This is a genomic window from Agrobacterium sp. LAD9 (assembly GCF_003031125.1).
Lineage (GTDB): Bacteria > Pseudomonadota > Alphaproteobacteria > Rhizobiales > Rhizobiaceae > Agrobacterium > Agrobacterium radiobacter.
In genome coordinates this window covers 145,167-158,144 of the sequence record NZ_PHGS01000010.1, presented here as the reverse complement: position 1 = coordinate 158,144, position 12,978 = coordinate 145,167, and the positions used below count along the sequence as shown (strand labels likewise).

The window sequence follows — 12,978 nt, the reverse complement described above, 5'->3', positions numbered from 1 at the left end:
TTTCTTCGTTGACGCCTGCCGTGACCTTCAGGTCTTTTATGCCGTTTCGGGGATGTCGCTTTTCTTCTATTCCTATGCGGCAGGCGCAACCGAAAGAGCCTATCCATTGTTCCGCAGATTTCCCGGCCTTCTCTATGAGGACGGCATCCGTTTTGGGTTAATCATTTCGCAGCGCACCGATGTGATCCGTGACGTCAATTGGTTGACAGCCGTCAACGATGAACTGCTGGCGCGCGTCGGTGGTCTTGAGAAGGCGAGAGAAGTGCTCGCAGACGAAATCGTCCTCCATCCTTACGAGGGGGGCGTCGTTTTCCAGGCGGGTGAACGGCCGGTGCTTGGCGACTTGAACAAGGGGCAGGTGCCCGCAGCGTACCGCGCGGTCAACGATTTTCTCAAGCCCCTGCGTTACGAGGCATGGGATTATCCCTATCTTCGAGCACCCTACGATGTCGATGAGATGGAGTATACGCAATGGTGGACAAGTCGATTTGACGATGGTGAACGTTAAGGTTGCTCAGCCTCGTGAACTTAAGCGAACTCATCACCACGATGGCGATCCTTGAGGAGCGGGGTGAACTCGAAAAACTGGACGAAATTGGATCGCCGCCCGGCAATGTCATCCAATGGCTGTTTGGACTGACGTCCGGGTTCTATTTTGCCGACGGAGAAACACGTCAAATACGCCAATCTATGCTCGGCTTGGCACTGCGTTACTACGATCTCGTAGAGAGCAATACCAATTTATTATCGTTTAATGAGCGGACACGCCGCATTTCAGCAGGAAAACATATTGAGGAATATCTGTCGCAGAGGGAATATGACGACGAAAGGGAGACGGCGAGTTTCTACATAAGGCATATGCCAAAACAGGCGTTGCGTTCGACCGATCCGGTCCACGACTACTTCACTGCCCTTCTTCCCGGCGCCGGTTATCGCGGTGGCAATGGCGTTGTTTTCCAGGTTGGCGAACGGCCTGTGTTCGGCGATCTGAACAAGGGGAGGGTGCCCGCAGCATATCGTGCAGTCAACGATTTCCTCAAGCCCCTGCGTTACGAGAACTGGGAGCGCGCCTATCTTAGAGCGCCATGTGATGTCGATAAGATGGAGTACACCGAATGGTGGACACACCGGTTTGATGGTGGCGAGCGCTAGGATGGCGTTTTGGATATAAGCGAACTCCTCGCCACAATGGCGATCCTCGAAGAGCGTGGCGAACTAGGGAAGCTTGACGAAATCGGCCTGCTGCCCGGTAATGCCATTCAATGGTTATTCGGGCTGACGGCCGGGTTCTATTTTGGGGTTGGTGAAACACGGCGTACACGCCAAGCCATGCTCGATCTGGCGCTACGTTACTACGACCTTGCGGAAGGCAACACAAATTTGTTGTCCTTTAACGAGCGAGTACGTCGCATCTCTTCACGGGAAGACGTTGCGCAAAATCTGTCACAAGATGAATATTTTGATGAGGGGAAGACTGCGAGCTTCTATATCAGGCATATGCCAAAACAGGCGCCGCGTTCGACCGATCCGGTCCATGACTACTTTACTGTCCTTCTTCCAAGCGCCGGCTATCGCGGCGGCAACGGGCGCTTGATGTATCAGACACGGCTATCGGAATTATCACGCGACCCAACTGGCGTGGTTCGTTTATTCGTTGACGCCTGCCGTGATCTCCGGGTTTTTTATGCTGTTTCGGGGATGTCGCTTTTTTTCTATTCCTATGCCGCGGGTGCGACTGAAAAAGCATATCCTCTGTTCCGGCGGTTTCCTGGCCTGCTTTACGAAGATGGCAGCAATTTTACTCTGGAAATATTACACCGCACCGATGTGATCCGTGACGTGAATTGGCTGACAGCCGTTAACGATGAACTGCTGGCGCGCATCGGTGGTCTTGGAAAGGCGAGAGAAATGCTGGGAGACGAGGTCGTCCTCCATCCCTATGAGGGGGGCGTCGTTTTCCAGGCGGGTGAACGGCCTGTGCTTGGCGACTTGATCAAGGGGCGGGTGCCGACGGCCTATCGCGCGGTCAATGATTTCCTCAAGCCTCTGCGCTACGAGAACTGGGACTATCCCTATCTACGGGCTCCCTACGATGTCGATGAGATGGAGTATACGCAATGGTGGACACATCGATTTGACGATGGTGAACGTTAAGTTCGCCCAGCCTCGCGAAGTTAAACGAAACTTATTACCATCATTTCGTCTCGACGCTGCCTTCCGGCGCAGCCGATTGCGTCGCGACCGTTTTGGAAAATGCGGGATCGTCGTGATAAAGCGTGCTGCGGAAGAAGGCGGTTGAAAGACGCTGGATCGCGGCGACCCGCTGGGGCCGTTCGTCTTCTCGCGCGCCTCACAACCAGGGATGTCGCCAAGAGCATGCCCTATCGATTAGGCGAGCGGAGTTGCCTGAGAATGACTTATCGCGAAGACGCGCATCCTACACGAATTTGCACTTTCGACCGGTATCGACGCCGACGGTTCTACGTAACTTCCACGTAATTTTCGATGGCCATACGTCTGCACCTTGGTGCGTCTCAACGGTCGACGGGCGGCCGTAGCGGCGATGGATCGAAAGGACAGACATGAAAAAGATCATTTCAGGCGTACTCGTTTGCTTGACGCTGACTGCGTGCAGCCAGACGGAAAAGGGCGCCGGTATTGGTGCGGCCAGTGGCGCAATCATCGGCGGGCTGGCAAGCGGCACCTGGGAAGGTGCTGCAGTGGGAGCCGCGGCGGGTGGTGCGGGAGGGGCGGTCATTGGGAACATCAGTGAACGAAACGACAGGAACCGCGGCGATCGCTGGGAACATCGGGACCGGCGCGACTACGGTTGCAGATATCGGGATAACTACGGCCGCTGCCGATAAGGAGCTGGCCCTGGCGACGGGGGGGCTAAAAGCCAGCTGGATACCGGGCAGGTTTCGGTTCCCCGGTGCCGGACATCTGGACTGCCGATTCGCGGCCAGTCGGTCATGGCAGTCGAGTTTATCTGAAACATACATATAAATTTGCTGTTAGAATTCTGGAGAACAGCTGTCCGGGACTTGCACGATCAGGCCAATATGAAGCTTTTACTTATCGAAGACGATCCGGAAATGACGGATGCCTTGAGGACGGCCCTCTCGCAGCATGGCATCGTGCTTGACGCTGTTGGAGATCTGGCGACGGCGCGGGAAGCAATAGCCATGGCGGATTACGATATTGTCCTTATCGACCGGCAACTGCCGGATGGCGATGGCAGTACCTTCCTCGCCGATTTGCACCGCACGGGTTCAAATACGCGATCGATCATCATCTCCGCTCTGAGGTCGACCGACGAGCGAATTTCCGGCCTCAATGACGGCGCCGATGACTATTTGCCGAAGCCCTTCGAAATTCCCGAGCTTATTGCCAGAATGAGCGCTGTGCTGAGGCGGGTGCCGACAGCCGGCCCATTCGTCCTGTCGGCAGGAAACGTCACCTATGATCGTGTTTCATGCGATGTGCATGTCAACGGCGTCCGGCTTGCGCTCACTCGCAGGGAACTGCTCATCATCGAAACTCTGCTGAGAAACCGTGGTCGTACCGTGTTGCGCTCGTCCCTTGAGGGGCAGGTCTATTCCTTTGACGACGAGATCCAGTCGAACTCACTGGAATCCAATATGTCTCGCCTGCGCCGAAAGCTTGGCGAAGCGGAGGCCGACATTGTTATCAAGAATATTCGTGGCATAGGCTACTACCTTCATGAGCAGAAATAGGATGACCAGCACATCCCTTCGCTGGCGATTCACTTTTGGTTTTATTGTCCTGCAGCTCTGCGCGGTCATCGCGTCGCTCAGCCTGGTTTTATATCTCCTTTCTGGCATCAAGCCGGATGTGGCGATCACGTCCATCTGGCTGTCTCAGGAAATCGCAGACTCGGTCCGTCTCGAGCCGAATGGCCGGCCCCATCTGGTGCCGACGGCCAAGCTTAAAGAGATTATGGAGGAAGCGCCTGATCTGTGGTTCGTGGCAGACTTGGGCAAAGATATTGTCCTTGCACACAGAGCGCCTCCCGGGAAAATTGCCGACAAAATGCCATTCTTGCGGACGTTCAGAAGTGTCGAGCTCCATGGTGATCTGAATGATCCGCTGAGTGTCGCGCGCATGGAGCGTTTCGACACAGAGGCCGGTGAGGCAACGATTTTTGCTGGCGGTGTTTCGATGTCCCAATATGGTGTGACCGTGCTGTTGGGGAACCTTGCCATCGGCGTGCCGGCGCTGATCCTTGTCGCCATTTCCCTGATTGGCGTTCCGTTTGTCACACGCTGGGCTTTGCGGTCCTTCAGCGATCTGACCAGGCGTCTCGACAGGATCGACCTCGACACACGTGGCGCCCTGGTGGAAGAGCGGGGCTTGCCCAATGAGGTGCTTCGCCTGGTGCGCGATATCAACAGGGCGCTGCGTCGTCTCGATAGCGGCTTCGAGGCGACGCAGCGCTTCTTCGTCAACGCGGCCCATGAACTTCGAACGCCGATTGCTGTCCTGCAGGTGAGAATCGATACACTTTCACCAGGTGCGGACAAGACACACCTGCAGACGGCCATCAAGCGACTTACAGCAATCGCGAACCAGCTTCTCGACACCGAGAAGTACCGGCAGAAGCCCCAGCAGAATGCACCTGTCGATCTCAACAGCGTTGTGTCGAAGGTGGTTGCCGACCTTGCTCCCCTGGCGATTGCCGAAGGTTACGAGATTTCGTTCGATAGCGATGCCGAAAACCTGTTCGTTCCCGGGGATGCCGAAGCTCTGGAGCGTGCATTCATCAATCTGGTCCGTAATGCAGTCCAGTACGGAGGCGGAAGAGGACAGATATCGGTCAGTATCGAGGCTGACGGCAGCGTGACTGTCGCCGATCAGGGCTGCGGAATTGCCGGCGATAAGCAGTCGCGCATATTCGAACCGTTCTACCGGGTCAGCCCTCACGGCTCAGGTGCGGGTCTGGGGCTCAGCATGGTCAACGAGATCGTCACCCGTCACGGCGGCTACGTTGAGCTTTCGTCCACTCCAGGCAAGGGCAGCACATTTGCCGTACGCTGGCGCGAGAAGCGCGTTTTCCAGCAGCGGTAGGTTCGTCGCCTGCGCCAACAGGTCAAGGCGTTTTCATCCGTCGACGTTGGCTGAGCACGGCCGCGATCGCTTGATGTCTGGCGGGCAATCTCTGGCACGCCCCCCCACATTGCAAACACTTTGCCGATCGGTTGATTCTACAACGCGTACCAAACGGATCAGGCACGACGACGGCTCCCCGTAATTTTCAGGTAACTCTCGTGACAGAGAAAGCCCGCAAATTTCAATAGCATGGACCACGACTAAATGACACGACACATTACCCGCAAGCGTTTGATCCTGGCGGCGGCAACCCTTGTCGGTCTGCTGGGTGTCGGGCTGCTGTTTCTGCGTCCGCCGGCGAAGCTTGAACTGGTGACCGCGCAGGCGCGGACGGGTGACCTTGAAGAGGTGGTGCTGGCGACCGGGGTTCTCGAACCGCTCGAGCTGGTGCGTGTCGGTGCCCAGGCCTCGGGTCGCATTGAGCATCTGGTTGTCAAGATCGGTGACATCGTCGAGGCTGGCCAGTTGGTGGCCGAGATCGATTCCCAGACCCGGCGCAACACCTTGCGGGACCGCAAGGCCGCTTTGGCCAACATCCGCGCCGTTCACGCTGCGCGCAGCGCCGGTCTGGTGAAAGCCGAGAAGGATTTCGAGCGCGAGCGTGACCTGCTGGCAGGTGGTTCCACGCCGCGCGCCCAGTATGACGCCGCGGTTGCGATGCGAGACACCGCGCGGGCTGAGGTTCAATCGCTGGACGCTCAGGTCGCCCAGGCGCAGGTCGGGCTGGAGTCTGCGGGTATAGAACTGGATTATACGCGCATCACTGCCCCAATAGCCGGCACAGTAGTGGCGATCGTCACTGACGAAGGTCAAACCGTGAATGCCCTGCAGACTGCGCCGACCATCGTCATGATCGCGCGATTGGATACAATGACGGTGCGCGCGGATATCTCCGAGGCTGACGTCGTGCGTGTACGGCGGGGCCTGCCGGTCTGGTTCAGCATTCTTGGCGATCCGAAGCGCCGTTTCGATGGGGAGTTGCGACAGGTGGAACCGGCCCCAGCCTCCATCGCCAACGAGAGCAGCGCCGCCGCGAGCCGGATTGGCTCAACCAACGGCGCTGTCTATTACACCGGGCTGATCGACGTGGCGAATGAGGACGGGGTTCTGCGGCCCTCCATGACCGCGCAGGTGTCCATCGTTCTGAGCCGCGTCAGCGGCGTCGTGCTTGTCCCGCTCAGCGCAGTGGAAGGGGCGTCCCGGGCCGGCGATACGGCGCGTGTCCGCATACTGGACGCGGTGGGCGAGGTCCAGATCCGGGAGGTCCAGGTCGGTATCGACAACGGCGCGGACATCCAGATCCTTAGCGGTCTTCAGGCAGGCGAGACCATCGTCCTGGGAGCATCCACGGACGAACGCACGAATGGCCAGGCTCAACTGGCCGCGGCGAAGCGGTAGGGCGCGCCATGACGGAACCACTGATCCGCGTACGTGGGGTATCCCGCGCTTTCCCCGCAGGCGACGAGATGGTGCAGGTGCTGAAAGACGTCGACCTCGACATCGAGGCCGGCGAGATGATGGCCATCATCGGTGCTTCTGGCTCCGGTAAGTCGACGCTGATGAACATCCTTGGTTGCCTCGATCGTCCGACGGACGGCAGCTACTGGATCGAAGGACGCGAGACCTCGAAGATGTCCGTGGATGAACTCGCGGCACTACGCCGTGAGCGTTTTGGTTTCATCTTTCAGCGCTATCATCTGCTTGGCGATCTCAGCGCGGCCAGCAACGTCGAGGTGCCGGCCATCTATGCCGGACGCAGCCGATCCGACCGGCACAAGCGAGCGATCTCCTTGTTGACCCGGCTGGGCCTGGCCGACCGGACGGGCAATATCCCGGGCAAGCTTTCGGGCGGCCAGCAGCAGCGTGTGTCGATCGCCCGCGCCCTGATGAATGGCGGCGAGATAATTCTGGCCGACGAACCGACCGGAGCGCTGGATACCCACAGTGGCGCCGAAGTCATGAAGATCCTGCGCGAGCTTCACGCCGAGGGGCACACCATCATTCTCGTCACTCACGACAAGAAGATCGCCGAACACGCGGATCGGGTTGTGGAGATCAGCGACGGCGTAATCATTTCCGACGAGCGCAATATATCCAAATCCGCCGCGACGGCTCGGCCCATCCGCGAACACGCGCCGGGCGCTGGCTGGCGTGGCGCAATTGACCGGATGACTGAGGCCTTTCGTATGGCGGGCGCGGCAATATGGGCGCACAAGATGCGCTCGCTTCTGACCATGCTCGGTATCATCATCGGTATCGCCTCGGTAGCGGCAATCTCGGCACTGGGAGCCGGTTCGCAGCAACAAATCCTGAGTAGTATCAGTTCGCTCGGCACCAACACGATCGAGGTGCGGGCCGGTAAAGGCTTTGGCGACCTGGAAGCGGGCAAGATACGGACGCTGGTTCCCGCCGACGCCGAAGCGCTGGTGAACCAGCCCTATGTCGACAGCGTGACACCAACCGTCACGACGAGCGTAACCGTCAAGCGCGCCGCCGTGGCCGTCAATGTGTCAGTCTCCGGAGTTGGCGCCGACTTCTTTCGTGTACGGGGCCTTGAGTTGGCGTATGGACAACTGTTCGACGCCCAGGACGTTACCGCTTACAGCCAGAATGTGGTGATCGATGCAAACGCCGCGCGAGACCTGTTTCCAGACCGGGTAAACCCGGTGGGACAGGTCATCCTTCTGGGCACAATGCCGGCGAGGGTTGTGGGTGTGACGAAACGGGAAAACTCCTTCGGCCCGGCGGTTGATACGTTGACCGTTTATGCGCCTTACACAACCGTCATGGGCCGCATGCTGGGTCGTCCGAACGTCGACGGCATAACGGTCCGTATCAGAGACGATGTCGATCCGGGCAATGTCGAGGCCGCGGTTTCGCGCCTTCTCGAACGTCGGCATGGCGCGAAAGACTTCTTCCTCACCAACTCGGCGACCATTCGCGAGACTATCGAGACCACCACGCAAACCCTGACGCTGCTGATTTCGTCAGTCGCCGTGATCTCGCTGATTGTCGGCGGCATCGGCGTGATGAATATCATGCTGGTGTCCGTGACCGAACGTACCAAGGAGATCGGCGTTCGTGTGGCTGTCGGCGCGCGCCGCAGCGACATCCTTTCCCAGTTCCTGATCGAGGCCGTCATGGTCTGCCTTGTCGGCGGCTTCATGGGAGTGATGCTCGCCCTCGGGATCAGCGCTCTTTTCAATTTGCTGAGCCCCGACTTCAAAATGATCTTCTCTTCCGGCTCCATCATGGTGGCCTTCGCCTGCTCGACCCTGATCGGAATCGTCTTCGGCTTCCTTCCCGCCCGCAATGCGGCAAAGCTGGACCCGATCGAAGCCTTGGCGCGCGACTGATGACCCGCATACGTCTGCTTGGTTGCGATGCAACGATTCGTGTCCAATGGAGATATGATCGCGAAGGGCAGACTGGAGGGGCAGACCAACTCTAGCATGGCAATCCGGTGTTGAGCGCTTTTAAATGCAATCTCAAGGGTGCGGCATTCGCGGTCCTTATGGACCCGCCGTATCTTCAGACAGGCTGACTCAATTGGCGTAACCATGTTTGTCATGTCAGCTCTAAGGCACCCGGCTGCGGGAAGATAATGGCGGCAATGAGGTCGAAAGCTGCCTGGCAAGCCTGTTCACGTTGCGGCTCGATCGTTACTATTGAATCGGGCGTAGTGTCACGAGACTGATGCCGACAAGGCTGCATCTCGCGACCTGCGCCCATTGCCAGCGAGCCAGGACCTGAAAGTCAGCAGATACAGGGCTGGGGTATATCGCTGGGAGGCTAACCAATCTGTCGCATCGACCTGAGTCCCCTTTTGGGCGCAAAATCGCCTACGCCTCGCAGTCGAACGGGTAAGAATCGAAGCCCGTTAGACGCCCCTTTTTGCAGGCAAACGATATCGAAAATGGCCGGTCGCTTCAGACGACCGGCCTGCTTGACGGGACGATTACTGTGCCGCTTCTTCAATGAGCTCGGCGACTGCCTCTGGCTGCGAGACCATGACCACGTGAGAGGCGCCTTCCACGACGACCGTGCGTTTCGAACCTGCTCGTTCAGCCATGAAGCCCAATGCCTGAGCCGGGATATTCTTATCACCATCGCCATAGATGAAGTAGGAGGGTAGCGCCTTCCAAGCCGGCTTGCCTGACTTCTCTGTCAGCGCCGCCTCAGTGATTGGCCGTTGACCGGCTGCCATGAGTGCAGCGTCATCAACGCTGACATCATGTGCAAACTGCTTGTGGAACTTCTCCTGATCGATGGACAGGTCGGTAGCGCCGTCGGACAGCTTGACCGGAGCCGCAAGGGCCTCGCCAAGCGTGCCACCTGGAAACTTGCCGGCAAGATCGGCAGCCGCCTCTCCTTCATCCGGTGCAAAGGCCGCCACGTAGACGAGTGACTTGACGTTATCCCTGTCATTGGCGGCGGTCGTGATCACCTGACCACCATAGGAATGGCCGACAAGGACGACAGGACCTTCGATGCTGGCGACGATGTCCGAGACATAGGCTGCGTCGGACGAGACGCTGCGCAAGGGATTGGCGGCGGCAACAACATGATAGCCATCCTTCTGCAGGATTCTGGTGACGCCATTCCAGCTCGAAGAGTCGGCAAAGGCTCCATGAACGAGAACGACGGTCGGCTTGGCAGGTTGGGCAGATGCACTACCGGAGACCAGGGCGCCGACGACAGCAAGGCTTGTAACAAACTTGGACATGATATTTCCTTCTCTCAGTCTTGAGGGTGATGTTGATAGGGAATTTGTTCGGTAAAGCTGCGGATTTTCAGCTGCGGATGAATGCAAGCACGTCGGCGTTGAAACGATCGGCCTCGGTCTCTGCCAGCCCGTGAGAGCCGCCTGCATAGATCGTCAGCGTGGCATTTGAGGCGATTTCGGCCGCACGGTGGGCTGAAGCGTTGATCGGCACGATCTGGTCCTCATCGCCGTGAATGATCAGCGTGGGCCGGTCGATGCTCTTCAAATCCTGCGTGTAGTCCACCTCGGAGAACTCGCGGATACAATCATACTGGCCCTTGATCCCGCCTTGCAGGCCAATACGGCGAAAGTTCTCCCGCAAGCCATCATTGGGGGCGACACCCTCCCGATTGAAGCCATAGAAGGAGACCGTGAGATCGAAGAAGAACTGCGAACGGTTCTTTGCGGTGCTTTCCCGGATGCCGTCGAAGACCTCCATCGGTGTGCCATTCGGGTTCTCGGCAGTCTTCAGCATCAGCGGCGGGACTGCACCCACCAGAACCACCTTAGAAACGCGTTGGGTGCCATGACGGCCGATATAGCGCGCGACTTCGCCGCCACCGGTAGAATGGCCGACCAAGATCAGGTCGGTCAGGTCAAGCGTCTCGATCAGTTCAGCCAGGTCGTCGGCATACTGGTCCATATGATTGCCGTCGAAAGTCTGATCCGAGCGGCCATGGCTACGACGGTCATGAGCAATGACCCTGAAACCATTCTGGCTGAAGAACAGCATCTGCTGGTCCCAAGCGTCCGAAGACAGCGGCCAGCCATGGGAAAAGAGGATCGGCTGTCCTGCACCCCAGTCCTTATAGAAGAGGCGCGCGCCATCGGTGGTGATGAATATCGACATGTTGCTCTCCTGGAAATTTGATTGTTCGCAATTTGTTTGTGCGCGATATATATGTCCACTCATTTAGCTGCTGTCAATCGCTTGCAATCTAATCGCGTACAAATTATTTTTAAGCAAAGGAGATTGCCATGACTGACAAACGGATTGACGCCCCGGATACCCGCGCAGACGTGACCGGATTGCTGTGCTTTTCACTCTACTCGGCGAGCCACGCCTTCACGCAGCTCTACAGGTCACTGCTCGACAAATTGAGCCTAACTTACCCGCAGTATCTGGTGATGCTGACTCTGTGGCATCGCGACGGCCAGACCGTGAAGGAACTAGGGAAGACACTGTTCCTGGATTCCAGCACTCTGACACCGCTCCTCAAGAGACTGGATGCGGCGGGGCTGATCACCCGAAGCCGCAATCCAAGGGATGAACGCGAGGTTCTTATTCACCTGACGCAAAAAGGGGATGATCTCCGGACTAGCGCTTCGGATGTCGGGCGCTGCATTGAGGAAGCCGTCGGATTGGATGCCGAGACAGTTCAATCGGTCAAAGCGTCACTCGACGCCATAAGGGATAAGATCAAGTCATAAGGGCCGCTGCAATGCTAGCGCTCGATCATCTCGTGGCTGAGGATCGACCGCAACCAGAGTTCCACATCCGTGACGGCCGCCTTGGCCTGGACCGTCCAGAGTTCGGCGCCCTCACGGCGCAACTGCTTCACCGTAGATCTGTGCGACCCGATCATCATAGCGCTGCCCCCACGCCCCATGTGAACCGTGAGGGCAGCATGAAGCGACGTGCCCGCCAGCTACGACACCTTGAGCAGATGCTCATAACCCATCATTTGGAACACGCGTGCAGTTTGCGTTTCAACCACCGCGTTGATTACAGGAGTGCCATAGTCCGAGTAATCGATGATCGTGCGCATTGGCTTATCGCCTTTCGGGAGCGCCAACACACGTGCGATCTCGTCGGCAACGCCTTGGATGGGTGCATCGGCTCCTCGAAGAAGAGCACGCAAACCAGGCCCGATATTGTCGAAGTCGGCCTTGAATTTCTCATATCCCTCGACCGCGTCGTCATCGCCTGGATGGACAGCGGATTCGAAATGCGCCGTCCCATCCGGGAAAATGCCCGGCATTACGATCACGGTCTCGATGCCGAAGCGATTGATTTCATAGGCGGTCACCTCTGCCAACGCGTCCAGCGCATATTTCCCGGCGATGTACGGCCCGACAAAGGGTGTCACGATGCGGGAAATGGTGCTGCCAACGTAGAGGAGAACACCGTTCCCCTGTTTGCGCATCTGCGGAATTGCGGCACGGTTTAGCCGGTGAGCACCGACGACATTGGTGTTGAGACAGTCGGTCAACTGGTCCGGTGTGAAGCCTTCAAATACGCCGATGAACAGATGAGCGGCATTGTGAATGACGACGTCGAGGTGTCCGTGATCGGCGACCAACTGATCAACGGCTGCCTGGCAAGATTCTTCGCTATGAATGTCCATGTCGATGACACGGACATAGCCACCATGTTCGGTCGCGTAACGTTCAAGGGCTTCTCGCCGCCCGGCACTTCTCCCGTGAGGATCACGTACCCCGGCGTAGACCGCATAGCCTTGCCGGATAAGCGTTTGCGCGGTCAAAAGGCCCATACCCGATCCGGAGCCTGATATAAGAACGGTCTTCATAACATTTCTCCTTGGTTTTGTTGAAGGGAAGCTCGCAAACGTGTTGAACAAAATGCGCACCCGTACCGCTTTCGCGACCGAAATCAGTACCTGTTTCGAGCTGGAAGATGATTGACGACGGCTGTGCCTGACTCTTGCGGCAACTATGTGAGATTCCGAAGCGTCACTTTTACTTTTCGCGGTAGAATGTCATTCCACCGTGATGTAGTTCGTTCGCACTTACAAAATCTCCGTCAGCGGTAAAACCGGTATCGTCCCAATAATTGATGTGGGCGCCCCGGACCTCATAGCGGCCCTGATATGCGCTTTTGCGGTTGCCGCGCGCTTCATCGTAGCGCCCGTTTGGCAATAGTTCCTGGCGGATGCGCCCGTCAGCCGTTACCCAAATGCCGACATAGGGATGTTGCATAGTGCCTGTCCTTTCATTTCTCGAGGTTGAGATTATACGCCCGGCGTCCGCCTCGTTTGGCATTTCCATAGCGAGGAGCGGGACAGTGAGGATCACCGATTCGAGCAAACCGCAGCCGAATAGCTTTGCTTTGGTCATCGTGA

Annotated in this window: 14 protein-coding genes; 9 read left to right on the top strand and 5 right to left on the bottom strand. The window is 57.7% G+C overall.

What is annotated here, in order from left to right; genetic code table 11:
* From DA915_RS12950 to DA915_RS12915, 8 genes are all read left to right on the top strand, one after another.
* Nucleotides 1–508 (top strand): type VI immunity family protein (locus DA915_RS12950; protein ID WP_153064534.1); only part of this gene is annotated, 508 nt, incomplete at its 5' end.
* A 14-nt stretch (nucleotides 509–522) separates the two neighbouring features.
* On the top strand, nucleotides 523–1,152 hold the full coding sequence (locus DA915_RS12945) for a type VI immunity family protein (protein ID WP_192886484.1): 630 nt from the start codon (nucleotides 523–525) through the stop codon (nucleotides 1,150–1,152).
* 9 nt (nucleotides 1,153–1,161) lie between these two features.
* Complete coding sequence (locus DA915_RS12940) at nucleotides 1,162–2,154, top strand: type VI immunity family protein (RefSeq protein WP_107676020.1); 993 nt, start codon at nucleotides 1,162–1,164, stop codon at nucleotides 2,152–2,154.
* 428 nt (nucleotides 2,155–2,582) lie between these two features.
* The gene (locus tag DA915_RS12935) at nucleotides 2,583–2,867 is read left to right on the top strand and encodes a YMGG-like glycine zipper-containing protein (RefSeq protein ID WP_107676019.1); all 285 of its coding nucleotides are present in this window, start codon (nucleotides 2,583–2,585) and stop codon (nucleotides 2,865–2,867) included.
* Between the two features lie 195 nt (nucleotides 2,868–3,062).
* A complete protein-coding gene (locus DA915_RS12930) occupies nucleotides 3,063–3,737 on the top strand; it encodes a response regulator transcription factor (RefSeq protein WP_107676018.1) in 675 nt (224 codons plus the stop codon).
* Between the two features lies 1 nt (nucleotide 3,738).
* Nucleotides 3,739–5,088, top strand: coding sequence for a HAMP domain-containing sensor histidine kinase (locus DA915_RS12925; protein ID WP_107676017.1), 1,350 nt, complete (start codon nucleotides 3,739–3,741; stop codon nucleotides 5,086–5,088).
* A 246-nt stretch (nucleotides 5,089–5,334) separates the two neighbouring features.
* Complete coding sequence (locus DA915_RS12920; RefSeq protein ID WP_107676016.1) at nucleotides 5,335–6,528, top strand: efflux RND transporter periplasmic adaptor subunit; 1,194 nt, start codon at nucleotides 5,335–5,337, stop codon at nucleotides 6,526–6,528.
* Between the two features lie 8 nt (nucleotides 6,529–6,536).
* A complete protein-coding gene (locus DA915_RS12915) occupies nucleotides 6,537–8,486 on the top strand; it encodes a MacB family efflux pump subunit (protein ID WP_107676015.1) in 1,950 nt (649 codons plus the stop codon).
* 602 nt (nucleotides 8,487–9,088) lie between these two features.
* On the opposite strand, the gene DA915_RS12910 is transcribed toward DA915_RS12915, so the two are convergent.
* Together DA915_RS12910 and DA915_RS12905 are read right to left on the bottom strand one after the other, a co-directional pair.
* Nucleotides 9,089–9,856: an alpha/beta fold hydrolase gene (locus tag DA915_RS12910; RefSeq protein ID WP_107676014.1), complete on the bottom strand. Its 768-nt coding sequence runs from the start codon at nucleotides 9,854–9,856 to the stop codon at nucleotides 9,089–9,091.
* A 67-nt stretch (nucleotides 9,857–9,923) separates the two neighbouring features.
* A complete protein-coding gene (locus DA915_RS12905; RefSeq protein WP_107676013.1) occupies nucleotides 9,924–10,745 on the bottom strand; it encodes an alpha/beta fold hydrolase in 822 nt (273 codons plus the stop codon).
* A gap of 128 nt (nucleotides 10,746–10,873) precedes the next feature.
* Here DA915_RS12905 and DA915_RS12900 point away from each other — a divergent pair, with 128 nt between their 5' ends.
* Nucleotides 10,874–11,326, top strand: a complete 453-nt coding sequence (locus DA915_RS12900; protein WP_010974234.1) for a MarR family winged helix-turn-helix transcriptional regulator — start codon at nucleotides 10,874–10,876, stop codon at nucleotides 11,324–11,326.
* A gap of 14 nt (nucleotides 11,327–11,340) precedes the next feature.
* Here DA915_RS12900 and DA915_RS28905 read toward each other — a convergent pair whose 3' ends face one another.
* The 3 genes from DA915_RS28905 to DA915_RS12890 form a co-directional block, all read right to left on the bottom strand.
* The gene (locus DA915_RS28905; protein ID WP_162691344.1) at nucleotides 11,341–11,484 is read right to left on the bottom strand and encodes a hypothetical protein; all 144 of its coding nucleotides are present in this window, start codon (nucleotides 11,482–11,484) and stop codon (nucleotides 11,341–11,343) included.
* Between the two features lie 60 nt (nucleotides 11,485–11,544).
* Nucleotides 11,545–12,426: an SDR family oxidoreductase gene (locus DA915_RS12895; protein WP_010974235.1), complete on the bottom strand. Its 882-nt coding sequence runs from the start codon at nucleotides 12,424–12,426 to the stop codon at nucleotides 11,545–11,547.
* Between the two features lie 169 nt (nucleotides 12,427–12,595).
* A complete protein-coding gene (locus DA915_RS12890; RefSeq protein WP_244600704.1) occupies nucleotides 12,596–12,973 on the bottom strand; it encodes an Atu4866 domain-containing protein in 378 nt (125 codons plus the stop codon).
* Between the last annotated feature and the right edge of the window lie 5 nt (nucleotides 12,974–12,978).